Origin of the sequence: Herbiconiux sp. VKM Ac-1786 (assembly GCF_015350805.1) — a bacterium.
GTDB lineage: Bacteria > Actinomycetota > Actinomycetes > Actinomycetales > Microbacteriaceae > Herbiconiux.
In genome coordinates this window covers 176310-202166 of sequence record NZ_JADKSG010000002.1, presented here as the reverse complement: position 1 = coordinate 202166, position 25857 = coordinate 176310, and the positions used below count along the sequence as shown (strand labels likewise).

Sequence of the window (25857 nt, the reverse complement as noted above, 5' to 3'; positions counted from 1 at the left end):
GGCCGCGCTGTTGACCGGGCTGGCGGCGATGGCCCTGACCCTCGCAGCGACATCCCGGCGTGACCGACCGGGAGCCCGGGGGCGCTGGCGGCAACGCGAACGGTGCCGATGCACCTGCGTCGCACCCGCGCGACATCACCACCTGCTCGACACCCACCTCGACCATGACGTCACTCGCCGTGGCGTCCAGGCTGACGGATGCTCGTGCCCACCGACCCGGGTGGCGACCGCCTCTCCACCCTCCTTCCACCCCACCGCGCCATCGCGACTCGGCGGCGAGACCGGCTGGGCGTCGCCGGCCGGCATCCAACCGTTCGGAGAGCTGGACGAGCACGACGACACCATCGTCACCGTGCGCTTCGGAGGCCCCGACGACCCGACGCCGAGACGCCGTCCGCAACGACCACCCGTCATCACTCCGGACAGCCGATTCGCCTTCCCCGCCGCACTCGGCCGCCACCCGCCGGCGGACGGGCCACCCGACGCCGACGTCGAGCCGCCCTCGCGCGACCGGTCACCGCCGCCGATGCTCGAGGTGGAGCTGATCCCGCTCGAGTCCGACGAGGACGAGTGACCGCCTCCGGCTGCGGGCGAACCCGGCCGGAGGCGCGGACCTCAGTGGGCCTGCTCGAGCGCCGACTTGGCGTCCGCGAGTGTGGCATGGAGTCCGAGGTCGAGGCCCCAGGCGGTGGTGACCGCGAAGCCGCGTCCCCAGTTCTCCGAGACGATGCCGAGGGGCTCGCCGTGCTCACCCGACGCGACCCACAGCCCCGCCTGCACGCACCGCCAGGACACCGCCGACCCCGCCTCCGTCGTCGTCCGCGCGGCCGTGCGCGTCGCCGTCCTGCCGGCCATGCGCGTGGCCATCGTCTCAGCCGTGCGCACCGCCGTCATGTCAGCCGTGCGGGTCGCCGTCGTCTCAGCTGTCTGCGTCGCTGTCATCTCCTGGTATCCGATCATCATCGACCGCCCTCCACTCGTGGTCCTTCCAGCAAAGACCGCTCGCCGGATCCCGCCACCCGCTTGACATCACCTCCGCGGTGCGCTTCCCCGAGCGGCACAGTACGCACCATCTGAACCGGTGCCCGTGGGAGGCGGCACCGCGTAACCGCTGCTCGGCGAGTTGTAAAGTCCCTCGTCGGAAGTCGGTCGTCGACCGCAGGCTGGAGAGGTCGGTCCGCTTCGAGCGTTCCGGAACCCGCGACCACGATCGCAACCCTTCGACACCCCGATGCACCGAGGAGGCCCTGTGCCCGCACCTGCCGCCGCCGCCGATCTCCCCCGCCCGGCCCACCAGGCAGACCGTCCCGCCCCGTCCGCCGATCTCGCCCACGCTGCCCGTCCTGCGTCGAACGCCGATCCCTCCGGCTCGGCCCGGCTGCCCGATTCCGCCGACGCAGCCGTCTCCACCGAGACCCAGCCGATCGACATCAGCCCCATTCTGGCGATGCCGTGACCGGCGAATGCCTCAGCCGACGCCGTCTCGACGGCGTCCACCGGCCGGAATCCAGCGCCCGGCCCCGGGCACGAGGCAACCGGCCTCGACCCTCAGCACGACACGACACGAGCACCTTGCGAGCCCCCATGCCCCATAACGACCACCCCGCCCGACTTCGCACGCCGGCCGACCCGAACCGGGACCGAGACCGGGATCGCCTCGAGATGGTCCCGGTGCTGCCCGACGGCTGGCGGATGCGCGACCGCAGCCGCAGCGAGGCCGACGCCCTCGGCCTGCTGGGCTTCGCGCAGTCCTCGGGCACCGGCCTCGACGTGGTGTGGCTCTCCCCCGAGCCGCGCACCGAGCACCTGCGCTCGATGGACGAGCTCATCGACGCCGCAACCGCCCGCTGCAGCGCCGCCTGAGGCGGTCGCCGCCCGAAGAGCGCCGCCGGCAAGACCGACGCCGCTGGGAAGCGCCGCCGCCCGAAGAACGCTCCCTGCAGGGCCGACGCCATCCAGGGAGCGGACGCCGGCTAGGCCGAAGCTCAGCTGTGCGCGATGACCCCGAACATGGCCAGCTCGGGAGAGTCGAAGCCGCCGAGATCGGCGCCCCGCGCATCCGTCGCCGTGTAGAGCTGGTCGGTCTTGGTGATGGTGCCGACGACGTCGTCGGTGCCGCTGACGCGGACGTCCCAGGTCGAACCCGAGGTCTGCACCATGACCACGTTCTGAGCGTCGTCGCCGATGATGGTCGGCGGGTTCTCCGGATCGGGCCCACCGCCGTCGCGCGTGTACGGCTGCCCGGCGGTGTCGGGCGCGCCGGCGGTCGCTGCGGTGTCGGGCGCGCCGGCGGCCGCTGCGGCATCCGCCGCGCCCGGGCTCTGCGGGGCCGCGGTCACTCCGAGCCGGGTTCGGGCTCGGTGGTGGGCACGCCGTCGGGCCCGAGGTCGGACTCGATGTCGTAGGGGTCGGGGCCCGTGTCGGCCGTGCCGCCGGGCGAGGCGGGCTCGTGATCGTCGGAGCCGTTGCCGTCCGACGACGACGAGGGCGCCTGCCCGGCGGAGGTCGAATCCGTGTCGGGCACGGTGCCCGGGGTGTCGTGCTCGTCGCCGCTGCCGTCGTGGTGCTCGGTCATCGTTGCCTCCCGTCGAGCCGCACCGGATGCGCCGCCCACCTCAAGCCTGCACCCCCTTCCCCGCCCGCGCCCCACCGACGGCGCCCGATCGGGCAGACTGGTGGGCTGTCGAGAGGAGCTCCGTGCCACCCACCCCGCCCCTGACCGTCGTCGCCGTGCCCGAGCTGGAGCCCGCGGCCGACGTCTTCCGCGCCCTGCTCGCGGACGGGCTGGACGCCGGAAGCTCACTGGCCGTGATGCGCGGCGGGCAGACGCTGCTGAGCGCCGCCGGCGGCTGGGCCGACACCGAGCGCACCCGCCCCTTCACCGACCGCACCCTCACCCGCGTGTTCTCGGCCGGCAAACCGGTCGCCGCCCTCGCAGCCCTCACCGCTGTCGCCGACGGACACCTCACCCTCGACGACCCCCTCGGCCGCTGGTGGCCCGCCTACGCGACCCGCGGCAAAGCGGCCACGACCCTCCGCCACCTGCTCAGCCATCGCGCCGGCCTCCCCTCCTTCTCCCCCGCGGCCGAGCAGATCGACGCCCTCGACGCCGAGGCGCTGCTCGACGACCTCGTCGCCTCGACCCCGATCGCCCCGCCCGGCGAGGTCATCGCCGAGCACGCGCTCACCTACGGCACGCTGATCGACGGGCTGCTCGCGCAGGCGGGGGCTCCGGATGCGCGAACCGCCGCCGCGCGACTGGAGGCCCTCTGGGCCACGGGCGCCGCGCCCGGCGACGGCCCGGTCGAGCTGCGGTTCGGGGTCGGGAGGGACGAGCATCCGCTGGTCGCCGACCTCGAGGCGATCGACCCCGACTGGGCGGCCCCCTACCTGGCACGCGAGGGCGGGCAGCGGATGCTCGACCGCCCCCGCGGCCACCTCGACCCTGCGCGGCTGAACTCGGCCCCCTGGCGCGCCGCCTCGATGCCGGCGACCGGCCTGTTCACGACGGCGTCGAGCCTCGCCCGCTTCTACGACGACGTGCACCGCGCGAACGGGCGGGTCGCGGCTCGACTCGGATCCGCGCTGCACGCCGAGTACCTCGCCCCGCAGGCCGTCGGGCACGACCTCTTCGTCGACGGACCGGTCGAGTGGTCGCTCGGCCTGCGGATCGACGGCGGCGAGATCGGCATGGGCGGCATCGGCGGGAGCTCGGCGTGGTACTCGCCGGGGCGCGACTACTCCTTCGCGTTCGTCACCCGCTCGCTCGGCACCTTCGCCCGGGTGGACGCCCTGGCCGACGCGGTGGAGGCGGCCCTGCCGGCCCCCGCGGCCTGACGGCGCACCCCGCACCGCACGCCGTGCCGACGACCGCCGCTCAGCGCGAGCGCGTGCGCGCCACCAGCGCCTCGACCGCCGACGACGGCAGCGGCAGCGCCCCGAGCGACCACGCGCGCGGGAACCCGAGCACCAGCCGCGGATACCCCTCGACCGCCACGGCCACCGTCGCGTCGCCGCCGCCGAAGCCGCCGCGCTCCTCGACGCCGAGGCGGGCGTAGGCGGTGTCGAACGAGACGACCTCGGTGCCCTCGCCGGAGAGCAGGGTGAGCATCCGAGGGCCGAAGGAGGCGTACAGCGGGCCCGAGAACGCGGGCAGCGGGCGGCCGGTGTCGAGCCAGTAGCGGTCGGCGAAGGCGTCGAGGCCGCCGACGGGCCGGGCGCGCACGATCGACGACTCCGGGAAGCGGCGCTGCAGCCGGTTCAGCCGCAGCTGTCCGCTGATCGCGATCAGCAGCACGACGACGACCACCGCCGTGGCGACGCCCACCACGGCCGGGGCCCCCGCGAGCTGCGAACCGTCAGCCGAACCGGACGACCCCGCCGGCAGCCCAGACCCAGACCCCGAGCCCGAGCCCGAGCCCGAGCCGGCCCCCGCCGAGGCACCCGCGAGCTGCACCGCGTACCAAGCCCAGTACCCCGCGAACACGAGCGTGGTCAACCCCGACAGCGCCCACACCGCCACCATCAGCCTGCGATCCACGTTCCGCCTCCACCTCGATGATCCCGACCCGCCCGGGCAGCGCCGAACCGACCCGCCTGGGCGGTGCCCGAACAGACCAGCCCGGGCAGCACCCGAACCGGCCCGCCCGAACCCTAGCGCGCGAAACGTCACTCCCGCCGAGAGCGCCGGCCGAGCATCCCCCTCACCCCACCGGGGGGATCGACAGAGAGCGCTCTCACGGGCATCATGGACCCAGGGCGCACCGCTGCGCCCGCACGAATCGCGACGGCCCCAGGTCGTCGTCCGACGGAAAGGCGACCCTCCCGGTATGAGCTCCACCACCGGCAACCCCGACTACCGCGACTCGGGGCTGACGTTCCCCGACGGCTTCCTGTTCGGCTCGGCCACCGCGTCGTACCAGATCGAGGGCGCCTACGACGAGGACGGCCGCGGCCCCTCGATCTGGGACACCTTCAGCCACACCCCCGGCAAGGTCTGGAACGGCGACACCGGCGACGTCGCCGACGACCACTACCACCGCTGGGAGAGCGACCTCGACCTGATGGTGGAGCTCGGGCTCGAGTCGTACCGGTTCTCGATCGCGTGGCCGCGCATCCAGCCGACCGGTCGCGGGCCGGCCGTGCAGGCGGGGCTCGACTTCTACTCCACGCTCGTCGACGGCCTGATCAGCCGCGGGATCACCCCGATCGCGACCCTCTACCACTGGGACCTGCCGCAGGCGCTCGAGGACGAGGGCGGCTGGACCGTGCGCACGACCGCCGAGGCCTTCGCCGACTACGCCCGCCTCGTGGGTTCGGCGCTCGGCGACCGGGTCGCCGTGTGGACGACGCTCAACGAGCCCTGGTGCTCGGCCTACCTCGGCTACGGTTCGGGCGCGCACGCCCCCGGGGTCACCTCGCCGCTGGCCGCCCTGCAGGCCGTGCATCACCTGAACCTGGCGCACGGGCTCGCGATCCAGGCGCTGCGGGAGGTCGTCACGAACGACCCCCAGTACTCGATCACGCTGAACCTGCACGTGCTGCGCGGCTCGGGCGACCAGGGCGCCGAGGCCGTGCGCCGCATCGACGCCATCGCCAACCGCGCCTTCACCGGGCCGCTGCTGCACGGGGCCTACCCGCCCGACCTGTTCACCGACACGGCGTCCATCACCGACTGGTCGTTCGTCGAGAGCGGCGACCTCGAGATCATCAACCAGCCGCTCGACGTGCTCGGCGTCAACTACTACTCGACCACCCTGGTGGCGGTGTGGGACGGCGTCTCGCCCCGTCAGATGGCGGATGGCCACAAGGACGCCGGCGGCTCGCCGTGGCCGGGCGCCGACGACATCGAGTTCCTCCCCCAGCCGGGGCCGTACACCGAGATGGGATGGAACATCGACCCCTCGGGGCTCGAGGAGCTGCTGCTCGAGCTGCACGCCGAGTTCCCGTCGCAGCCGCTGATGATCACCGAGAACGGCGCGGCCTTCGACGACACCCCCACGACGGATGCCGACGGCGAGGCGCGGGTGCACGACCCCCTGCGGGTCGACTACCTGCGGCGCCACTTCACCGCCGCGCACCGGGCGCTCGAAGCCGGGGTCGACCTGCGCGGGTACCAGGTGTGGAGCCTGATGGACAACTTCGAGTGGGGCTACGGCTACTCGAAGCGGTTCGGGATCATCCGCGTGGACTACGACACGCAGGAGCGCACGCTGAAGGACAGCGCGCTCTGGTACGCGGCCCTGATCGCGTCGAGGGCGATCCCGGCCGCGTAGCCCGGCCCTCGGCCGGGTCGCCGGCACCGTCGAACGACCCTGCGCCGGTTTTGGCACAATCTGCCAGAACCGGCGTAGGGTCGTCGCCATGGCCAGTGTGCGCGTCGACGAGTCCCGGCTCCGCGCCTCCGAGGCCGTCTGCGCCCTCTTCATCGAGCGGGGCACCACCAAACTGACGGTCGCCGAGATCACGTCCGCCGTGGGCGTGCCCACCCGCACCTTCCACCGCTACTTCGCCAGCAAGGCCGACTGCGTCCAGCCGGTCTTCGACTGGACCACAGCCGCCTTCAACGACCACGTCTCGACCGCACCCGCCGGCTCCCTCGACGAGCTGCTGCGCTCCGGCTTCGAGCGGATGCTCGGCGGTGCGGTCGCGGAGCGCACCCGCCTCCTCTTCCCGCTCGTCTTCCGCGACGACGAGATGTGGTCGGTGTTCCTGCGCGCGGTCCACGTCGGCGAGCTGTCCCTCGTGCCGGCCCTGGCCCGGCGTCTCGAGCTCGACCCCGCGTCCTCCGCCGCCCGGGTCGCCGCGGCCGCCGTCGCGAGCGCCACCCGGCTCGCGCTCGAGGATCTCGTCGCCGACGGTCGCGACCCCGCCGCCGCCTTCGCCCTGCACCTCCGGCACTTCGGAGCGGGCATCCCCTCGCTCTGACCGGGAGAAAGAACGACCCAGAGAACGAACGACCCAGAGAAAGAACCACCGAGAGAAAGAAAGAAGGAATCACCATGACCGGGCTCCTGACCGGCAAGGTCGCCATCGTCACCGGCGGCACCAGCGGAATCGGCCTCGCCTCCGTGCGACGCTTCGTGGAGGAGGGCGCCAAGGTCGCCATCGCCGACATCTCCGACGAGCTGGGAACCGCCCTCGCCGCCGAGCTCGGCGACGCGGCCCTCTACGTGCACACCGACGTCACCGACGAGGCGGCGATCGAGGCCCTCGTGGCCACGACCGTCGACCGCTTCGGCAAGCTCGACGTCATCCACAACAACGCCGGAGCGCAGGGCGACCCGTCGACGATCCTCGAGGTCGGCTCAGAGGGCTTCGACAAGACCCTCGCGCTGCTCACCCGCTCGGTGCTGCTCGGCCACAAGTACGCCGCCCGCCAGTTCCAGGCGCAGGGCACCGGTGGCGCGATCGTCTCGACGGCCAGCGCCGCCGCGCTCCAGGGCGGCTGGAGCGCCGCCGGCTACACCATCGCCAAGCACGCCGTCGTGGGGGTCGTGCGGCAGGCCGTCGCCGAGCTGGCGCCGCTGGGCATCCGCTCGAACGCCATCGCCCCGGGCATCATCATGACGCCGATCATGGCGCGCTCGTTCGGCGTGCCGCTCGAGCGCGCAGAGGAGTTCACCGACTTCCTCGGCGAGCGCCTCGGCCCCACCCAGCCGATCGGCCGGGTCGGCCAGCCCGAGGACATCGCCGACGTCGCCGTGTTCCTCGCCAGCGACCTCTCGCGCTTCATGACGGGGGCCGTGGTGCCCGTCGACGGCGGCGCGACCGCGGTGACGCAGGGCACCTTCGCCGCCGACGTGGCGGCCGCCGGGGCCGAGTTCCTCGGAAGGTAAGGGTACCCTCAGGCGGAACCGCTAGCGTGGTCGTGGGGGCGACGGATGCCCGTGCATCCGCTGCCCTCTCGACACGCCTTCGCGCGAACCCCTGGAGCCCCCCATGACCGACGTCGCCCCCGCCGCCCCTGCACCCGCCTCGGCCGCACCCGGCTCTGCCGCATCCACCGACGCCGGACGCCGGCCCGCCCGCCCGCCGCAGCCCCAGCGCGTGCTGCAGGTGCGGCGCACCGAGCAGCTGACGCCGCACCTCGTGCGGGTGGTGGTAGGCGGGGAGGCGGTGGCGGGCATCCCGTCGTCGCCGCACACCGACCGGTACGCGAAGATGCTCTTCGCGCCCGCCGGCTCGACGTTGCGGCCGCCGTACGACCTCGCGGCCCTGCGCGCGACGCACGATCCCGTCGAGCTGCCGTCGCAGCGCACCTACACGGTGCGGCGGGTCGACGTCTCGCGCAACGAGGTCTGGATCGACTTCGTCGTGCACGGCACCTCGGGCGTCGCCGGGCCGTGGGCCGCGGCCGCTCAGTCCGGTGACGACGTCGTGATCTCGGGCATCGGCTCGGGCTACGCGCCCGACCCGTCCGCGTCGTCCCACCTCTTCGCCGGAGACGAGTCGGCGATCCCGGCCATCGCCGCCGCGCTCGAGTCACTGCCGGCCGACGCACGCGGGCTCGCCCTGATCGAGGTCGATGGCCCGGCCGACGAGCTGCCCCTCACGGCACCCTCGGGCGTCGGCGTCACCTGGCTGCACCGCGGCGGCGCAGCGGCCGGAACCTCGACGGCCCTCGTCGACGCCCTCGCCGCCCTGCCGGCGCCCACCGGCGACACCCAGGCCTTCGTGCACGGCGAGCGCGGCGCGATGAAGGCGCTGCGGCCGCTGCTGCTCGACACCTGGGGCCTCCCCCGGGCCCGCCTCTCGCTCTCGGCCTACTGGGCCCACGGCCGCGCCGAGGACGCCTTCCAGGCGGAGAAGCGCGAACCCGTCGGCCAGATCTTCCCGGCCTGACGGGCCTGCCCGCCGGCCGCCGCCCGCCGCCGCCTAGCCGAGCCCGGCGATGGTCGTGCCCGTGATGCTCACGAGGCGCCCGCCCGCGAAGGTCCAGCTCTCGTCGTAGGCGATCGGCCGGCTCCAGAGCTCGGCGCCGGTGGTGATGTCGTACACCGTGCCCGAGCCGGGCACCGACGGGTCGGTCTGCTCCCACTTGTACGTCCACAGGCCACCCGTGCCGAAGCCGCCCGTCAGTCGATAGCGGGCCAGTGCGCCGTCCGTCGTCGACCTCGGCACCTCGGGGGCGTCGACCGCCTTCCCGGTCGCGAGGTCGAACGCGCAGCCCCCCGACTGGTACTGCTGGCGGAGCACGCCGGCCCCGTCCACCGCGAATTCCCGGGACGGGAGACCGTCGGTCGCACCCCCGTAACCGAGACAGGCCGAGTCGTCCGCCACCCACCGGGTCTCACCGGTGAGCCCGTCGACGGCCTCGATGCGGCCGTCGTCGCCGAACAGGAGCACGGTCGATGCGATGGGCACGGGTGAGCCCGGCCGGACTCCCGTCTCCCCCGCGAGCGAGATCCCCAGCGCCGTGTCGCTCGAACGGGTCCAGAGCTCGTTGCCGGCGGGGTCGATCCCCGCAACGGTGTGCGGGCGGCCATCGGAGTCGAGATCGCTCTCCCGCACCGAGAACCGGTCTCCGTGGAGATAGCTCCGATCCACCGAGTCCTGCACCATGACGGAACCGCTGTCGATGTCGAGGACGTCGGTCGACCGCCGCCCGGTCGCATCCTGGTGGCCCAGCTCCAGCAGGAAGCTGCCGTTGCCCGGGGCCCGCGCCGTCAGCCCCGTGGCCGCCACCGCGTAGGTCCACGAGGGAGCCGAGAGGTCGAGCGGGTCGGCGCGCTGCACGGTCCAGGGGCCCGTCGGCTGTCCGCTCGCATCGAGCTCGGCCGCCGCCACCTCGATGACGTCCGACGACGAGCCGCCGACCGGCTGGAGGGGCTGCATCGATGCCCACGCGGCCGCCGACCGATGAACCGGTCCGAGCGTCGCGCCGCTCGCCAGGTCGAGCACCTCCTGGGGGCCGACGTCCCGATAGGTCGAGGAGACGAGGACCCGACCCGAGGTTCCGAGCAGCTTCACCTGCAGGTCCCCACCGAAATGGGCACCCTGCTGGTCGTTCTGCCAGGTCCACTCGCGGTTCCATCTCGCCACCCCTGTGGTGGTGTCCACGAGCGACAGGCCGAGGCGCACCGAACCCAGATCGCAGTCGAAGCTCAGATCCTCGGGTTGCGCGGTCGGACCGACCTGGATGAGCGCGTAGCCGTCGGCCACGCTGAGCACCGACACGTAGTCGCACTCCTGGCGCCAGCTCGGCAGGGCGAGTGTCCAGAGCGGATCGGCGGCCGGCGCCGAGAGCACGTCGTGCGGCACGATGACGTCGTCGCTGAGCACGAGCGGATGCGCCGTCGGGACCGGGGCGGTCGGCGGGGGCGGGGGCGCCGGGGTCGCGGGAGCGGTCGGCGCCGCGGGGGCGGTCGCCGCCGGAGGGCCGGACAGCGCATCCGGAAGCCCGACCCCGCCCGTGACGGCGACGGCCACCGCGGCCGTGCCGAGCCCGCCGCCGAGGGCCGCGAGCACCGCGATGATCGCGATGCGGAGGTGCCGCCGGTGGTCGCGGCGGGGCGTCTGCTCGACGGTCTCGATGAGCAGCGAGCGGATGGCGTCGCTGCGGGTGGGATCGAATTCGGTCATTTGGCACCTCCAGTGGCACTCGCGGTCTGACCCAGGACTTCGGTGGTGTGGACGGTGAAGCGCTGCTTCGCCCGCGACAGCCGCGACTTCACGGTGCCGGCCGGGACGCCGAGCACGCGGGCGGCCTGACCGGTCGAGAGCTCCTCGAGCACGCAGAGGGTGATGACGTCCTGATCGGACTTGCTCAGCCGCGCGAAGGCGACCCGCACCTGTGCGTCACGGCCCTCGCGATCGAGCCGGTCGGCCACCTCGTCGGCGTGGTCGTCAGTGTTCGTCGGTGCCGGGAGGCGGTCGATCACGGCCCGGTAGCGCCGGGTGCTGCGGCTGAGGTTGCGCACGACGTAGTTCGTCGTGACGAGCAGCCAGCCGATCACCGAGCCGTCGACGACCCGCACCGCGTCGCGCTTCCGCCACGCCTCGAGGAAGACCAGCGCGGTCACGTCCTCGGCGTCGTGCGGCGACCTCATCAGCCGGAGCGCCTGCCCGAACACCCGGTCGCGATGCGCGTCGAACACCCGCGCGAACGCCCCGGAATCACCTCCGATGGCGGCAGCCCAGGTCTCCGCCTCGTCGAAACTCTCCGTCCCCATACCCACTACTGTCCGCGCGCCCCCGATCGGTTCCATTCTCGTTCACGGCACCGGCGCTTTCCCATCTGGCCGCCCTAGCGTTGCAGCATGACCCGCCGCCGACCCGAGCCCGTCTACGCCGCCGCCATCGCGATCGGCCGCACCCTGTTCGCCTCCTGGCGCCTGAAGCGGCACGCGACCGGCCTGTCGAACATCCCGTCCACGGGTGGTGCGGTCGTCGCCATGACCCACTTCGGCTACCTCGAGTTCGCGCTGGTGGAGTGGCAGACGTGGCTGCACAACCGCCGGCGCATCCGCTTCATGGCCACCAAGCGCGCCTTCGACAAGCCGGTCGTCGGGTCGCTGCTGCGCGGCATGAAGCACATCGAGGTGGACATGTCGGCCGGCGGCGAGGCCTACGCCCAGGCCGTTCTCGCACTGAAGCGCGGCGAGCTGATCGGCGTCTTCCCCGAGGCCGGCGTCAGCGCGAGCTTCACCGTGCGGTCGCTGAAGACCGGTGCCGTGCGACTGGCCGCCGAGGCGGGCGTGCCGGTCATCCCGGTCGCGGTCTGGGGCGGTCAGCGCCTGCTCACCAAGAACCGAAAGCTCAGGATGCGCGACCGCATCGGCATCCCCGTGCACTTCTCCTTCGGCGCCCCGCTCGTCGTCGCGCCCACCGACGACCCGGCGGAGGCCACCTCCCGGCTCCGGGACACCCTGGCGTCGCAGACCGATGCCCTGCAGCGCTCCTACCCCGCGGACGGCACCGGAGCCTGGTGGCAGCCGCGCCACCTCGGCGGCACGGCGCCCACCCCGGAGGAGGCAGCGGCGGCCGACGCGGCCCGCGACGCGCGCCGGGCGGCGGAGGCGGCGGCGCGCCCTTAGTCACCCATTCCCTGGTGCCGGCGCGCGAAGCGTGATTGCCTGAAGGCAGGCCCTCAGCCGCGAGCGCTCCGAGACGACGGATGCGCAGCCTCACCCGAAGGACGCCGCACCATGCCCGAGCCGACCACCCCACCCACCTCAGCCGACGTCGCAGCGGCGACCACCGCATCCGGAACCATCGCCGAAGCCGACTCGTTCGACGTCGCCGTGATCGGCGCCGGCCCGGCCGGGACCGCGGCCGCCCTGCGCGCCGCCGAGCTCGGAGCGCGGGTCGTCGTGCTCGAGGCGGGCCGTGTGGGCGGCACCTGCGTCAACACCGGCTGCGTGCCCACGCGCGTGCTCGCCAAGACCGCGCGGCTGATGCGGGACGCGCGGCACGCGGACGACTACGGCATCCAGCTCGGGGCGCCCCGGATCGACTGGGCCGCGACCGTCGCGAACGTGCACGCCCGCGTCGACCGGGTGCGCGACATCAAGCGCGAGGCGGAGCGCTTCGCCGCGGCCGGGATCACCCTCGTGCAGGAGGGTCGCGCGCGCTTCGAGGACGAGACGACCCTGGTGCTGGACAGCGGGCGGCGGGTGCGGGCCGCATCCGTTCTGATCTGTGTCGGTGGGCACTCGCGGCGGCTGCCGATCCCGGGGGCCGAGCTCGCGACCGTGCCCGAGGACGTGCTGCACCTGCCCGAGCTGCCCCGCCGCGTCGCGGTGATCGGGGCGGGCAACACCGGCGCGCAGCTGGTGACGGTGTTCAGCTCGTTCGGGTCGGACGTGACGCTGCTCGACGTGGCGCCGCGCGTGCTGATGGCGTCGGATGCCGCGATCTCCGCGGTGGTGTCGGACGCGTTCGCCCGGCAGGGCGTCGAGGTGCACACGGGGATCGAGACGGTCGAGCGGCTTTCTCGTTCTTCTTCGGGTATATCGGGTATAGATGTCTCATGGCGCGCGGCCGGCGTCTCGGCGTCGAAGACGGTCGACGCCGTGATCATGGCCACCGGATGGCCCGCCGACGTCGACGACCTCGGTCTCGACAAGGCGGGCGTCGAGGTCGTGCGGTCGGCGATCCCGGCCGACCGGTACTTCCGCACGGCCGTTCCCCACATCTTCGCGGTCGGCGACGCGAACGGACGCGACATGCTCGTGCAGGCCGCCCAGTTCGAGGGCGAGGCCGCCGCCGAGAACGCGGTGCTCGGCGTGAACCGCCGCACCCCGCAGCACCTGCTCCCGGCGGGCGGTTTCACCGATCCCGACTACGCGGGCGTCGGGCTCACCGAGGTCGAGGCGCGGGAGCGCGACCCGCAGTGCGTCGTGGCGACGGTGCCGTTCAGCGGGGTCGACCGGGCCGTGATCGACGACCGGGAGACCGGCTTCCTCAAGCTGATCGCGGACCGGCGGCGGGAGCTCATCCTCGGCGCCCATGCCGTCGGCGAGAACGCGATCGAGGTGGTGCAGTCGGTGACGACGGCCATGGCTGCCGGTGTCGACGTCTCGACGCTCGCGAACGTGCGGTTCGCGTACCCCACCTACAGCGCGGTGATCGGGCTGGTGGCGCGGGCGCTGCTGGCGGAGTCGCCGCGCCCGACCGAGCTCGACTGAGTACCAAGTACTCATAACTCCCCCGGTCGCTTCGCCGTCAGGATCGTTTCTCTACCCCGACTCGATCGAAAGCGACCTCTCATGCCCCTCACCTCCACCCGCCGCCTGACGTTCGGTGGCCTCGCCACGGCCGCCGTGCTCGGCGCCGCCCTCCTGCCCGCCGTCGCCACGTCGGCGTCGGCCCTCGAGGCCGTCTCGCCCGCCTGCCCGCAGACCCTGGCGGCCGTCGGCTTCCCGGTCACCGCGACCGACATCGTCGCGCCCGTCACGCCTCCCACCACCCTCGCCGTCACGCTCACGGGCGCCCTTCCCGACGGTCTCTCGCTCTACGCCGACGCCGAGCGCGCCTACGTCTCCGGCAAGCCCACCAAGGCGCAGACCGCCACCTTCTCCCTCACGGCGAAGGTCACCGCCGGCGGCACGACGACCACCGGCACGACCGCGTGCACCATCACCGTCAAGCCCGCCCCCACCGTCACCCGCATCGCGGGCAAAGACCGCTTCGAGCAGAGCGCCCTCGTCTCGAAGGCCACCTTCGCCACGGCCGACACGGTCTACCTGGCGAGCGGCGAGAAGTTCCCGGATGCCCTCAGCGCCGCCTCGGTCGCCGCTGACCACTCGGCGCCGCTCCTGCTCACCACCTCGGCCCGTGTCACCGACGAGGTCGTCGCCGAACTGAAGCGCCTCGCGCCGAAGGACGTCGTCGTCGTGGGCGGTCCGCTCGCCGTCGCACCGGCCGTCGTCGACCAGCTCGGGGCGGCCCTCGGCACCTCGTCCACGATCACCCGCATCGGCGGAGCGGACCGCTTCGAGGTCTCGCGCAAGCTGATCGGCGACCGCACCTTCGGCATCCCGGCCTCCGACAGCCTGGTTGTCGCGACAGGCACCAATTTCCCCGATGCGCTGGGTGCTTCGCCGGCGGCCGCACTCGCCGACGCGCCCGTGTTGCTCGTCAATGGCGAAGCGACGGCGCTGACCGCTCCGGAGAAGTCGACTCTGACCTCGCTCGGTGTGAAAGCCGCAGCGGTGGTCGGCGGGCCCCTCGCCGTCAGCGCTGCCCTCGAAGCCGACCTGGCGAAGTCGTACACGACGACCCGCTTCGGCGGCGGCGACCGCTTCGAAGTCAACGCGGGCCTCAACGCGGCCGCCTTCAAGCCGGGTGTCGACACCCTCTACCTCGCCAGCGGTGCGAACTTCCCCGACGCCCTCAGCGGCGGCGCGGCGGCCGGCGTCCAGGGCAACCCGCTCGCGATCACCGAGACCACCTGCGTCTCGGGCGCCACGGCCTTCAGCATCGGCCGCCTCGTCCCGTCAAAGGTCGTCATCCTGGGCGGCACGGCCAGCCTGGGCACGGCACTCGACAGCCTCTCCATCTGCCCCGCGGAGTAACTCTCTCGCACCACTGGCGGGGCTCCCACCAGGGAGCCCCGCTGCACCTGTCCCCAGGTCTTCAGACACGATCACCTCGACCTACTCACACACGACCGCCTCTTCCCGATCACCACCGCACCATCATGTGGACCTGACTTGTCGGGGGCCAATAGACCTGCGCTATCGATTCAGTCACCGCACTAGCCGCAGTCGCCGGTCCAACCGGTCGCGCGAAGCCGCAGAATTCGCACCTTCAATTAGCCGCCCCAGATGAAAGCCGAATCCCATGCCTATTCACTCCTCCGCGCGGTCGACCGGGCGGCGGGTCGCCCCTGGCGGTCTCGCCGTCGCGGCGATCTTGGGAGCGTCGCTCGTGCTCGCGGTTCCGGAATCGGCTCGTGCCGCGGCCATGCCCAATCCGACCTGTCCCCAGGCTCTCGCAGCCGTCGGGTTCCCCATCTCTGCCGAAGACGTGATCCCGCCGGTCCCCGCACCCGTCGAGCTGACGGCCACCGTCGAAGGGGCCCTGCCGGACGGTCTGCACGTCTACAACGACTCGCACCGGGCCTACATCTACGGCACGCCGACAACGGTCCAGACGCTGACCTTCACCGTCAAGGCAACGGTGGACGATGATGGCAACGGCACGACCAGCGCGAGCACCTGCACGGTCACGGTCCGTCCGGCTCCGGTCGTCTCGCGCATCGGAGGGAAGGATCGTTTCGAGCAGAGCGCCCTCGTGTCGAAGGCCAGCTTCACGAAGGTCGACCGCGTGTACCTCGCCAGTGGAGAGAAGTTCCCGGACGCATTGAGCGCCGCCTCGGTCGCGGGCCGGCTGGACGCCCCTCTCCTCCTCACACCCTCAGCCCACATCACCATCGAGGTCCTCGATGAGCTCAAGCGTCTCGCGCCGGGCAACGTGATCATCCTCGGCGGTCCACGTGCCGTGTCGACGACCGTCATGGACGAGGTCGCGATGGCGCTCGGCACCGCCACCACCGTCACCCGCATCGGCGGCGCCGACCGCTTCGAGGTGTCCCGCAATCTGACGACCAGTCAATACGGTATCCCCAACCCCGACGGGGTCTTCGTGGCGACGGGCAACAACTTCCCCGACGCTCTCGGGGCCTCGCCGGCGGCCGCGCTCGGGAACTCGCCCGTGCTGCTCGTCAACGGGGGCGCGACGTCCCTGGGTCCTGCGGAGAGGCTGACGCTGTTCAGGCTGGGCCCGAAGGCGACGACGATCATCGGGGGGCCCGCCGCCGTCAACGCGTCTCTCGAGACCGACCTGGCGGCGTCCTATCCGACGACTCGGGTCGGAGGCGCCGACCGCTTCGAGGTCAATGCCCGGCTGAATAAGGCCACGTTCAAGCCCGGAGTCGACACGCTGTACCTCGCCAGCGGGAGCACGTTCCCCGACGCCCTCAGCGGCGGTGCCGCCGCGGGCGCGCATGACGATCCGCTGGCCATCACCGAGCAGAACTGCGTCTCGGCGGCGACGGCGTCGACGATCGGGCGGCTCGTGCCGTCGAAGGTCGTCATCCTCGGCGGCACGGCCAGTCTCGGCAGCGCGCTCGACTCGCTGACGCTCTGCCCGACCGAGTAGCCCGGCGGGGCTGGAGCAGGGTCAGCGGAGGAATCCCGTGAGCTTGCCGTGGAAGAGGGAGCTGCGGTCGTCGAGGCCCTCGAGGTGCGCCTCGATGCCGTGCTGGCGGTACTTCGACACCACGGCGTCGAGGGCGGCGACGCTCGAGGCGTCCCAGATCTGGGAGCCGCTGAAGTCGATCGTCACCTGCGCCGGGTCGGCGGCGTACGAGAAGTGCTCGACGAGGTCGTTCGAGCTGCCGAAGAAGAGCGGCCCCCGCACGACGTACCGGACGCCACCGTCGGGCCCGAGGTCGGCACGAGCATCCGCCGTCCGCGCGGCGTCGGTGCCGGGACGAGCATCCGTCGACGAAGAACCGGGAACAGGACCCGCCAGACCACCGCGCACAGCACCAGACGAAGCACCGGGCACAGCACCAGACGAAGCACCAGACGAAGCACCAGGCGCAGCCGCCGGCACCACGACCCGCGTCACCGTGATCACGTGTGCCACCCGCCGCGCGAACAGCACCATCGCCAGCACCACCCCCACGAGCACCCCGATCGCGAGGTTCCCCGTCGCCACGACGACCGCCACGGTCACGGCCATGACGAGGGTCTCGGGCACGGGCATCCGCCGCAGGGTCGACGGCCGGACGCTGTGCCAGTCGACCGTCGTCACCGCCACGATCATCATCACCGCGGCGAGCGCCACCATCGGGATCTGCGCCATCAGGTCGCTCAGCAGCGTCACCAGCGCCAGCAGCACGAGCCCGGCGACGAAGGTCGAGATGCGGGTGCGGGCCCGGGCCATCTTCACGTTGACGACGGTCTGGCCGATCATCGCGCATCCGGCGATGCCCCCGTAGAAGCCGGCGAGGATGTTCGCGACCCCGAGCGCCCACGACTCGCGGTTCTTGTGCGAGCGCGTCTCGGTGATGTCGTCGACGAGCTTCGCGGTCAGCAGCGTCTCCATCAGCCCCACGAACGCCACGCTCAGCGCGGTGGGCCAGATCAGGGCGAGGGTCGAGAGATCCAGCGGCGCGAGGAAGGGCGTGAGCCCGGGCAGTGCTCCCCCGATCTCGCCCTCGTCGCCGACGTTCGGCACGCCGAGGTGCGCGATCATCACGATCGCGGTCACCACGACGATCGCCACGAGCGGGGCGGGCACGGCCTTCGTGAACCGCGGCAGCACGAGGATGATCGCGACCGTCAGCGCGAACAGCGGGTACACCAGCCACGGCACGTCGATCAGGTGCGGCACCTGCGCCACGAAGATCAGGATGCCCAGCGCGTTCACGAACCCGACCATGACGCTCCGCGGGATGAACCGGGCGAGCCGCGCCAGCCCCAGCGCCCCGAACGCGATCTGCACCAGCCCGGCGAGCAGCACCGTGGGCAGCAGGTACTCGACCCCGTGGTCCTTCACGAGCGGCGCCACGACGAGCGCGACCGATCCGGCGGCGGCGGTCACCATCGCGGGCCGCCCGCCGAGCACCGACATGCTGAGCGCCAGCACCACCGACGCGATCAGGCTGACCTTCGGGTCGACCCCGGCGATCACCGAGAACGAGATCACCTCGGGGATCAGCGCAAGGGTCGTCACGATCCCGGCGAGCACCTCCCGGCTGAGCAGCACGGGGCTGCGCAGCGCCGCCCGCGTGGTGATCTCCTGCTGTGGTGCCGTACTGTCTGCGAGCGCGATCGTCGTCCCCCTCATGCGCTGAGCGGACCGGGTCGGATCCGCGCCCGTCAATGCTACGCACAACGGTCCCGATGCGCCGACGCCGGGGCCCCGCAGCGAACAGGTTCCGGATGCTCGCGACCGCCGCCTCCGCAGCTGTAGCGTCGTTCCATGCCGAGTGCTCCCTTCCGTCCCGAGCCGTTCACGTCGAGCACCGGTCCCGCCGAGCTCGACGACCTCCGCCGCCGCCTCCGGCAGACCCGCTGGCCCCGAACCCCCGCCGACGCCGGCTGGGCGGAGGGAACCGACCTCGCAGCCCTCCGCACCCTCGTCGAGTACTGGGCGGACAGCTTCGACTGGGCGGCCGTCGAGGCACGCCTGAACGAGCTGCCGCGCTACCGGGCGACGCTCGACGCGAGCCGCGGCGCGGGCACCGGCACCGGCGGAGGCGTCGGCACCGGCACCGGCACCGGCGGAGGCACCGGCACCGGCACCGGCACGATCGGCGTCCACTACGTCCACGTCCGCGCGGCCTCGGGCGCGCATCCACTGCCCCTGATTCTCACCCACGGCTGGCCCGACTCGTTCTGGCGCTACTCGAAGGTGATCGGGCTGCTCACCGACCCGGCGGCCCACGGCGGCGACCCCGAGGACGCCTTCGACGTGATCGTGCCCGACATGCCCGGCTTCGGCTACTCGGATCAGCCTTTCGAGGCCTTGGACTCCCGCGACGTCGCCGCGCTGTGGGCGCAGCTGATGACGGGCCTCGGCTACGAGCGCTTCGTGGCGGCGGGCGGCGACATCGGCAGTCATGTCAGCCGTTACCTCGCGCTCGACGAGCCGTCGCGGGTGATCGCGGTGCACCGCACGGATGCCGGCCTTCCCTTCCCCGCCCTCGACCCCGCCGCGCTGTCGGAGCCGGAGCGCGAGTGGCTCGCGGGCGCGGCGGGCTGGGCCGCGAGCGAGGGGGCCTACGCCGCGATGCACCGCAGCAAGCCGCTGACGGCCGCCGTCGGGCTGAGCGACTCCCCCGCGGCCTCGCCGCCTGGATCCTCGAGAAGCTGCACGCGTGGAGCGAGGCTGATCTCGAGCCGGACGACATCCTCACGAACCTCTCGATCTACTGGTTCACCGGCACGATCGGCTCGTCGATGCGGATGTATCGCGCCAACGCCGCCCTGCCGCCGGAGCAGCTCGCCCGCCGGGTCGAGGTGCCGTCGGGCTTCAGCCTGTTCCCGGCCGACATCGTGCGGCCGCCGCGCGAGTGGCTCGACCGTTCGGCGAACACGGTCTCGGTCACCCACCCGCCCCACGGCGGCCACTTCGCACCGCTCGAGCACCCGGCCCGCTACGCCGACGAGCTCCGCACCTTCTTCCGCCCCTACCGCTGACCCGCGATGATCGCCGGGTCGGGGTCGTTCCAGCGCTCGGCCGACTGCAGCACCCAGAACACGACGAAGAGCGCCAGGGCGACGGCCTCGCCCACGAAGACCGGCGGCGGCGCCGTGTCGTCGGCGTGGCCCGTCAGCACCGCGACCACCGTCACGGCCAGGTCGACCACCAGCGCGACGGCCACCACGCCGTAGCTCCGGCGGAGCCACGGGGCCGTCGGCGCTCCCCACGCCGACGGCGGAGCCACGGCGTTCACCACCGCGACCGCCGCCACCAGCCCGAAGAAGACCACGGCCGCCACGAGGTGGGCGCTCGCGAGGAAGACGTCGCGCGCGAGCATCCACCCGCCCGCCACGACCGCCAGCACGACGGCGGCGACCCCGGCCGACACCAGCGCACCCCGCGCCGAAGTGGCCACCGCACCGGCGCCGTCCAAACCCCGCACCGAAGTGGCCACCGCACCGCCGCCGCCCATACCCCGCACCGAAGTGGCCACCGCACCGCCGCCGCCCATACCCCGCACCGAAGTGGCCACCGCACCGCCGCCGCCCGTACCACGCACCGCAGCACCACCCGCGCCGAGCGAGGCCGCACGGTCGCGGCCCGAGCCGAGCGCCGACAGCACCACCACGACCCCCACCGTCAGCGCCCCCGCGATCAGGTACACCGCGACCCCCACGTCGATGTCGGGCAGCACCTCGGCCGGCACACAGCGGTCTCCGGATGCGCAGTCCACCGCCACACCGGGCACCGCCCCCGCGCTCACCGGCGTGGGCACCAGCGCGATGACGGGCGCGACGACCGCCGCGGCATCGAGCAGTGCGCGCTGCGCACCCCGCCCCGACAGCACCAGGATCGCGACCGCCGCCGCCAGCAGCGCCCCGACCAGCACGTTGCGCGCCGGCGTGTAGTAGTAGGCGCTGATCGACCCCAGCACCCCGGTGCGCGCCGACGTCACGGCCACCGCGATGCCGATCAGCACGACGGTGCCGGCGATGGCGATCCGCCCGTTCCGATAGGTCCGCTCCAGCGCCGTCACGGCCCCGACACTACCCCGCCCCACCGACACGACGAGCTGCCACCGACACGACGAGCCCCTCCTGCACGGCGAGCCCGCCACCCACACGGCGAGCCGCGCGGCTCAGACCTCCGTCGCGACCCCCGCCGCCACACTCCAGTGCCGCCCCAGCTCGACGGTCTCGAGCATCCGCCGGTCGTGCGTGACGAGCAGCAGCGTCCCTTCGTACGAGGTCAGCGCCTGCTCGAGCTGCTCGATCGCCACGAGGTCGAGGTGGTTCGTCGGCTCGTCGAGCACGAGCAGGTTCACGCCCCGCGCCTGCAGCAGCGCCAGCCCCGCCCGGGTGCGCTCCCCCGGAGAGAGCTCGGCGAGCGGCCGGTTGACGTGGTCGGCCTTGAGACCGAACTTCGCCAGCAGCGTGCGCAGCTCGGCGACGGGCAGAGCAGGCAGCAGCGACGAGAAGCGGTCGACCAGCGGCCCGGGACCGGCGAGCACGGCCCGCGCCTGGTCGATCTCGCCGATCTCCACCGAGGTGCCGAGCGAGGCCGTGCCCGAGGTCGGCTCGAGCCGTCCCAGCAGCAGCTTCAGCAGCGTCGACTTGCCGGCCCCGTTCGGCCCGGTGATGCCGATGCGGTCGCCCGCCGTGATCTGCAGAGACACGGGGCCGAGCGTGAAAGACCCCAGCGTCACGGTCGCGGCCGACAGCGTCGACACCACCGTCGACGACCGCGGCGCCGACCCGATCGTGAACTGCAGCTGCCACTCCTTGCGCGGCTCCTCCACCTCGTCGAGCCGCGCGATGCGGCTCTCCATCTGCCGCACCTTCTGCGCCTGCTTCTCCGACGACTCCGCCGAGGCCTTGCGCCGGATCTTGTCGTTGTCCGGCGACTTCTTCATCGCGTTCCGCACGCCCTGGCTCGACCACTCGCGCTGCGTGCGCGCCCGCGAGACGAGGTCGTCCTTCTTCGCCGCGAACTCGTCGTACTCCTCGCGCGCGTGCCGCTTCGCGACCTCCCGCTCCTCGAGGAACGCGTCGTAGCCGCCCCCGTAGACCCGGTTCGTGCCCTGCGCGAGGTCGAGCTCGAGCACCCGCGTCACGCTCCGCGCCAGGAACTCCCGGTCGTGGCTGACGAGCACCACCCCGCCGCGCAGCCCCCGGATGAACCCCTCCAGCCGCTCCAGCCCGTCGAGGTCGAGGTCGTTCGTGGGCTCGTCCAGCAGCACGATGTCGAACCGCGACAGCAGCAGCGCCGCGAGCCCGACGCGCGCCGCCTGGCCGCCCGAGAGCGAGGTCATCAGCGCATCCGCCGACAGCTCGAGGCCGAGCTCGGCCAGCACGACCGGCAGCCGCTCGTCGAGGTCGGCGGCCCCGCTCGCGAGCCAGCGCTCGAGGGCGGTCGAGTACGTGTCGGCGGGGTCGGGGGCACTGGATGCGCGGTCCGCCGTGTCCCCGAGCGCCGACGCCGCGGCGTCCATCTCGGCCGTCGCGACGGTGGTGCCGGTGCGCCGGCCGACGTACTGCGCCACCGTCTCGCCGGGGATCCGCTCGTGCTCCTGCGGCAGCCAGCCGACGAACGCATCGGCGGGGGCGAGCGAGACGGTGCCCTCGAGCGGCGTGGACAACCCGGCCAGCAGGCGCAGCAGCGTGGACTTCCCCGCCCCGTTCGCGCCGACCACTCCCACCACGTCACCGGGGGCGACGACGAGGTCGAGCGAACTGAACAGGGTGCGGTGGTCGTGGCCCCCGGCGAGCCCCTTGGCGACGAGCGTTGCGGTCATCCCTCCATGCTCTCGCATCCGCCGCCGCCCTGCGGCCACCGGGGTTCCGGATGCTCGTGCCGCGCACCCCGCCCGACACCCTTTACGCGGCGGGCCCCCGGGTCTACTCTCGCCGTGGGGAGATCGACGCGGGGCTCCGAGCGCGATCGGCGCAGTGACCCGACCGTTCCGTTCCATTCCGCTCCGACCGCGATCGAGGAATCATGAACCCCAGCCGTTCCCGCCGTCCGTTCCTGCCGGCGCTCACCGCCGGCGCCCTCGCCGTGCTGCTCACCGGCGCAGCCCTTCCCGCCTCGGCCACCACCGCCGACACCGCAGCAGGCCCTGCCGGCACCACCACCGCCGAAGCCGACACCGCAGCCGCCGCCCCCACCGTCGACCGCATCGCCGGCGCCGACCGCTTCGCCGTCGCGGTCAACGTCTCGAAGGAGGGCTACCCCGGCGGCAACGGCGTCGCCTACCTCGTCACCGGCCTCGACTACCCCGACGCCCTCGGCGCCGCCCCGGCCGCCGTGCACACCAACGGCCCGCTGCTGCTGACCACCCGCGACAGCATCCCGCCCGTGGTGCTCGCCGAGCTGAACCGGCTGAAGCCGAACCTCGTGATCATCGTCGGGGGCCCGAACTCGGTCTCCGCGGCGGTGCAGACCGAGCTCGCCGGCGTCGTCTCGGCCCCCGTCGTGACCCGTGTGCAGGGCACCGACCGCTACGACACCTCCCGGAAGCTGGTCGACTACGCCTTCGGGTCCAGCGGCGGGCCGATCGCCTACGTGGCGACGGGCCGCAACTTCCCCGACGCCCTCTCGGCGGGAGCGGCCGCCGGCTCGGCCGACGCCCCCGTGGTGCTCGTCGACGGTACACAGACCGCGCTCGACCCCGCGACCTCCGGCACGCTCACCGCGCGCGACTTCGCGACCGTCAAGGTCGCCGGCGGCCCGTCGGCCGTCTCGCCGGGCATCGTGACCGACCTCGACTACCTCATCGACTCCGTGGTGCGGCTGAACGGGGCCGACCGCTACCAGACCTCGATCGCGATCAACCGCGACGGCTTCAGCACCGCGAGCCGCGTCTTCCTGGCGACGGGCTCGACCTTCCCCGACGCCCTCGCCGGCGCCGCCCTCGCCGGCACGCTCGACGCACCCCTGTTCGTCGTGCCGAGCACCTGCGTGCCGTCCGAGGTGCTCGCCGAGATCGGTCAGCTCAAGGCGAGCCGCGTCACGCTGCTCGGCGGCCCGGCTGCTCTCGCCCCGAGCGTGCAGGCGCTCCAGCCCTGCAGCGGGCCCGAGTAGCCAGGCCATCCGCAGGGCGACCGCCGCCTGAGTGGAACCGCAGAAAGACCTCTACACTCCCCGACCCCCTGTCGGGGACCCTTGCCATCGGGCCGCCCTGATGCGAACGTGGGCGGAGTGGGTGAGCGAAACTCGTCACCCGGGTGAACAGGGAGCCCTTTTGGCATCACACATCGAGTCCCTTCTGCGACTCGACGAACTCACCCGCCAGGGGGTCGCGAAGCGTCAGGCGGGCGATCTCGCGGCGGCGGTCGAGTCGGTGCGGGCCTGCCACGCGCTGCTCGACGGCTTCGACGACGACACCGTGTTCGACCTCGGCCCCGACCTCGTGGCCATGCGCGCCGAGTGGGCGCTCACCTCGACGCTGCAGGGCGACGAGGAGCTGGCGCTGCGCGGCTGGGAGCGCTGCTGGGACCAGGCGGAGCGCTTCGAGCTCGACGACGTCCGCCGCGAGGCCGCCGCCGCGGTGGCGGTCGTGCACGCCTTCAACGGCGACTGCCGCTACGCCACCCGCTGGCTCGACCGCACCGACCCCGACGTGCCGAGCTCGGCGACGCCGCTCGCCGCCGTGGCCCGCGCCACCCTCTCGCTCGACGCCCTCGACCTGCCCGCGGCCGAGCGCGACCTGGCGGCGGCGCAGGAGCTCGCGACCTCCGAGCGCTGGGCCGACCTCGCGTTCGTGGAGGCGCGTCTGGCCTCCCTCGACGGCAAGCACGTCTCGGGCATGGCCCGCCTGCGCGCGACCTGCCTCGCCCACTACCCGAAGCAGTGGTCGGGCGGCGCGAACTGGGAGCTGATCGACTCGGCCACGCGCATCCTCGACCGCGTCGACGCCCGCGTGCCCCGACAAGAGCGCGGCAGCGGCGGCTCGGCGGTCACCGAGTACGCCGACCTCGTGATCGCCCTGCGCGCCCTCGACGACGGCAAGACCGAGACGGCACGGATGATCGCCCTCGACGACCTCGACCAGCCGATCGTGTCGCTGCGAACCGGCGCCGCCATGCGCCTCATGCTGGCCGTCACGGCGCCCGACGAGGAGTCGGCGCGGGTGCCGGCCGAGGCCGCGCTCGAGACCATCCGCTCCGAGCACCTCTACTACCTGCTCCGCCGCTTCCCGCAGGAGCGCGTGCGGGCCCTCGCCTCCCGCTGCGACGACCTCGTGCCCTATCTGAGCGAACCGGATGCGCTGCCGCAGCGCCCCGCTCTCACGAAGCGCGAGCGCGAGGTGCTCTGGTACATCGCGCAGGGCTACCGCTTCGAGCAGATCGCGGCGGCGGAGTACATCTCGGTCAACACCGTGAAGAGCCACGCGAAGAACCTCTACCTCCGCATCGGTGTGAACGACCGGTCGTCGGCCGCCCGCTACGGCGAGGAGAACCCCGACGAGACGCTGGCGCCCGGCGACGAGTACTGAGCGCGCCTACTGCGTCAGCAGCTCGCTGCCGCTGACCGTGCAGGTGGCCGTCGCGAAGGCGCCGGTGGCCGTCTGCTCGATCAGCACGCGGTCGTCGAGCGTGATGCGGCAGGTCACGTCGCCGTCGTTGTCGCCGTTCACCGCGGTGAGCGTGTAGCTGTTGTAGGTGGCCGCGCCGCCGTAGGCCACGTCGAAGTCGCGCTCGAACGGCAGCCGCTGGGCGGTCTCCTGCTCGGTGCTGTCGATGCCGCCGATGAAGGTCGTGTAGGTGATGTCGACGTCCGAGCCGGTGCCGTCGACCTGATAGCTCAGCGGGATGCTCGACTCGCCGAGCGGCGGAGGCGGCGTCGACTCGAACGAACCGGTGATCGCGCTGATCAGGCTCCCGAAGAGCACCACGGTGTAGAAGATCGAGGTGCCGATCGACACGACCAGCGCCACGAAGCTCACGATCGAGCCGGCCGTCGCCGCCTTCTTGCGCCGCCGCGGCAGCACGAGCGCGATGACACCGAGCACGATGCCGACGAAGGCGACCAGCACCGCGAAGTAGCTGAAGAACGGGATGAGCGCCGCGACGAACGCCCCGATGCCCACCCAGAGCGCCGCCAGCCCGAGCTTATTGGGTAGCAGACCGCTGCCGGGCGGCGCGGACGGCGCGGTGTACGGGGGCTGCGGTGGGTGGCTCATGCGTCCAG

At 72.8% G+C, this 25857-nt stretch carries 25 protein-coding genes and 1 pseudogene; 16 read left to right on the top strand and 10 right to left on the bottom strand.

All coding sequences use genetic code 11. The annotated features are described in order from the left end of the window. The first annotated feature begins 220 nt into the window (after nt 1-220). The gene (locus ITJ64_RS11985) at nt 221-574 is read left to right on the top strand and encodes a hypothetical protein (protein WP_194681033.1); all 354 of its coding nucleotides are present in this window, start codon (nt 221-223) and stop codon (nt 572-574) included. 41 nt (nt 575-615) lie between these two features. Here ITJ64_RS11985 and ITJ64_RS11980 read toward each other — a convergent pair whose 3' ends face one another. After that, on the bottom strand, nt 616-963 hold the full coding sequence (locus ITJ64_RS11980; protein WP_194681032.1) for a hypothetical protein: 348 nt from the start codon (nt 961-963) through the stop codon (nt 616-618). A 286-nt stretch (nt 964-1249) separates the two neighbouring features. Here ITJ64_RS11980 and ITJ64_RS11975 point away from each other — a divergent pair, with 286 nt between their 5' ends. Next, complete coding sequence (locus tag ITJ64_RS11975) at nt 1250-1456, top strand: hypothetical protein (protein ID WP_194681031.1); 207 nt, start codon at nt 1250-1252, stop codon at nt 1454-1456. A 206-nt stretch (nt 1457-1662) separates the two neighbouring features. Next, nucleotides 1663-1863 (top strand): hypothetical protein, encoded by a 201-nt coding sequence (locus ITJ64_RS11970; protein ID WP_194681030.1) that lies wholly within the window; start codon nt 1663-1665, stop codon nt 1861-1863. A 122-nt stretch (nt 1864-1985) separates the two neighbouring features. Here the strand turns inward: ITJ64_RS11970 and ITJ64_RS11965 are convergent, their stop codons facing one another. After that, nucleotides 1986-2339 carry a hypothetical protein gene (locus ITJ64_RS11965; protein ID WP_194681029.1) on the bottom strand — a complete coding sequence of 118 codons (354 nt, stop codon included), beginning with the start codon at nt 2337-2339 and terminating at the stop codon, nt 1986-1988. Beyond that, nucleotides 2336-2575: a hypothetical protein gene (locus tag ITJ64_RS11960; protein ID WP_194681028.1), complete on the bottom strand. Its 240-nt coding sequence runs from the start codon at nt 2573-2575 to the stop codon at nt 2336-2338. The genes ITJ64_RS11965 and ITJ64_RS11960 overlap by 4 nt, the downstream gene beginning before the upstream one ends. A 122-nt stretch (nt 2576-2697) precedes the next feature. Here ITJ64_RS11960 and ITJ64_RS11955 point away from each other — a divergent pair, with 122 nt between their 5' ends. After that, nucleotides 2698-3837 carry a serine hydrolase domain-containing protein gene (locus ITJ64_RS11955; RefSeq protein WP_194681027.1) on the top strand — a complete coding sequence of 380 codons (1140 nt, stop codon included), beginning with the start codon at nt 2698-2700 and terminating at the stop codon, nt 3835-3837. A 40-nt stretch (nt 3838-3877) separates the two neighbouring features. Here the strand turns inward: ITJ64_RS11955 and ITJ64_RS11950 are convergent, their stop codons facing one another. Then, entirely contained in the window at nt 3878-4540 is a 663-nt protein-coding gene (locus ITJ64_RS11950; protein WP_194681026.1) for a hypothetical protein, read from the bottom strand. A 289-nt stretch (nt 4541-4829) separates the two neighbouring features. On the opposite strand from ITJ64_RS11950, the gene ITJ64_RS11945 reads away from it, so the two are divergent. The 4 genes from ITJ64_RS11945 (at nt 4830) to ITJ64_RS11930 (ending at nt 8844) form a co-directional block, all read left to right on the top strand. Continuing rightward, on the top strand, nt 4830-6275 hold the full coding sequence (locus ITJ64_RS11945) for a GH1 family beta-glucosidase (RefSeq protein ID WP_194681025.1): 1446 nt from the start codon (nt 4830-4832) through the stop codon (nt 6273-6275). 88 nt (nt 6276-6363) lie between these two features. Further along, nucleotides 6364-6927, top strand: coding sequence for a TetR/AcrR family transcriptional regulator (locus tag ITJ64_RS11940; protein ID WP_194681024.1), 564 nt, complete (start codon nt 6364-6366; stop codon nt 6925-6927). 74 nt (nt 6928-7001) lie between these two features. Then, a complete protein-coding gene (locus ITJ64_RS11935) occupies nt 7002-7838 on the top strand; it encodes an SDR family NAD(P)-dependent oxidoreductase (RefSeq protein ID WP_194681023.1) in 837 nt (278 codons plus the stop codon). A 103-nt stretch (nt 7839-7941) separates the two neighbouring features. Beyond that, the gene (locus tag ITJ64_RS11930) at nt 7942-8844 is read left to right on the top strand and encodes a siderophore-interacting protein (protein WP_194681022.1); all 903 of its coding nucleotides are present in this window, start codon (nt 7942-7944) and stop codon (nt 8842-8844) included. Nucleotides 8845-8877: 33 nt separating this feature from the next. Here ITJ64_RS11930 and ITJ64_RS11925 read toward each other — a convergent pair whose 3' ends face one another. Next, a complete protein-coding gene (locus tag ITJ64_RS11925; protein ID WP_194681021.1) occupies nt 8878-10584 on the bottom strand; it encodes a PQQ-binding-like beta-propeller repeat protein in 1707 nt (568 codons plus the stop codon). Beyond that, on the bottom strand, nt 10581-11174 hold the full coding sequence (locus ITJ64_RS11920; RefSeq protein ID WP_194681020.1) for an RNA polymerase sigma factor: 594 nt from the start codon (nt 11172-11174) through the stop codon (nt 10581-10583). Before ITJ64_RS11920 ends, ITJ64_RS11925 begins: the two co-directional genes overlap by 4 nt. 87 nt (nt 11175-11261) lie before the next feature. Between ITJ64_RS11920 and ITJ64_RS11915 the strand changes: the two genes are divergently transcribed. From ITJ64_RS11915 to ITJ64_RS11900, 4 genes are all read left to right on the top strand, one after another. Beyond that, a complete protein-coding gene (locus tag ITJ64_RS11915; RefSeq protein ID WP_194681019.1) occupies nt 11262-12038 on the top strand; it encodes a 1-acyl-sn-glycerol-3-phosphate acyltransferase in 777 nt (258 codons plus the stop codon). Between the two features lie 111 nt (nt 12039-12149). Continuing rightward, a complete protein-coding gene (locus ITJ64_RS11910; RefSeq protein WP_194681017.1) occupies nt 12150-13631 on the top strand; it encodes an NAD(P)/FAD-dependent oxidoreductase in 1482 nt (493 codons plus the stop codon). A gap of 81 nt (nt 13632-13712) precedes the next feature. Beyond that, nucleotides 13713-15020 (top strand): cell wall-binding repeat-containing protein, encoded by a 1308-nt coding sequence (locus ITJ64_RS11905; protein ID WP_194681014.1) that lies wholly within the window; start codon nt 13713-13715, stop codon nt 15018-15020. A 268-nt stretch (nt 15021-15288) separates the two neighbouring features. Next, the gene (locus tag ITJ64_RS11900; RefSeq protein WP_370545169.1) at nt 15289-16608 is read left to right on the top strand and encodes a cell wall-binding repeat-containing protein; all 1320 of its coding nucleotides are present in this window, start codon (nt 15289-15291) and stop codon (nt 16606-16608) included. A 21-nt stretch (nt 16609-16629) separates the two neighbouring features. Here ITJ64_RS11900 and ITJ64_RS11895 read toward each other — a convergent pair whose 3' ends face one another. Beyond that, on the bottom strand, nt 16630-18306 hold the full coding sequence (locus tag ITJ64_RS11895) for a SulP family inorganic anion transporter (protein WP_228508645.1): 1677 nt from the start codon (nt 18304-18306) through the stop codon (nt 16630-16632). Nucleotides 18307-18441: 135 nt separating this feature from the next. Here ITJ64_RS11895 and ITJ64_RS19385 point away from each other — a divergent pair. Then, a pseudogene (locus ITJ64_RS19385) lies at nt 18442-19161 on the top strand (epoxide hydrolase family protein); the annotation flags it as partial. A gap of 38 nt (nt 19162-19199) precedes the next feature. After that, a complete protein-coding gene (locus ITJ64_RS19380) occupies nt 19200-19661 on the top strand; it encodes an alpha/beta fold hydrolase (RefSeq protein WP_370545279.1) in 462 nt (153 codons plus the stop codon). Here the strand turns inward: ITJ64_RS19380 and ITJ64_RS11885 are convergent. Further along, nucleotides 19652-20701, bottom strand: coding sequence for a hypothetical protein (locus tag ITJ64_RS11885; RefSeq protein WP_194681012.1), 1050 nt, complete (start codon nt 20699-20701; stop codon nt 19652-19654). The two genes, ITJ64_RS19380 and ITJ64_RS11885, sit on opposite strands and share 10 nt — an antisense overlap. 102 nt (nt 20702-20803) lie before the next feature. Beyond that, the gene (locus ITJ64_RS11880; RefSeq protein ID WP_194681011.1) at nt 20804-22459 is read right to left on the bottom strand and encodes an ABC-F family ATP-binding cassette domain-containing protein; all 1656 of its coding nucleotides are present in this window, start codon (nt 22457-22459) and stop codon (nt 20804-20806) included. A gap of 203 nt (nt 22460-22662) precedes the next feature. Here ITJ64_RS11880 and ITJ64_RS11875 point away from each other — a divergent pair, with 203 nt between their 5' ends. Next, on the top strand, nt 22663-23748 hold the full coding sequence (locus tag ITJ64_RS11875; protein WP_194681010.1) for a cell wall-binding repeat-containing protein: 1086 nt from the start codon (nt 22663-22665) through the stop codon (nt 23746-23748). A gap of 160 nt (nt 23749-23908) precedes the next feature. Then, the gene (locus ITJ64_RS11870; RefSeq protein ID WP_194681009.1) at nt 23909-25162 is read left to right on the top strand and encodes a LuxR C-terminal-related transcriptional regulator; all 1254 of its coding nucleotides are present in this window, start codon (nt 23909-23911) and stop codon (nt 25160-25162) included. Between the two features lie 6 nt (nt 25163-25168). Here the strand turns inward: ITJ64_RS11870 and ITJ64_RS11865 are convergent, their stop codons facing one another. Continuing rightward, nucleotides 25169-25849 (bottom strand): hypothetical protein, encoded by a 681-nt coding sequence (locus ITJ64_RS11865; protein ID WP_194681008.1) that lies wholly within the window; start codon nt 25847-25849, stop codon nt 25169-25171. Between the last annotated feature and the right edge of the window lie 8 nt (nt 25850-25857).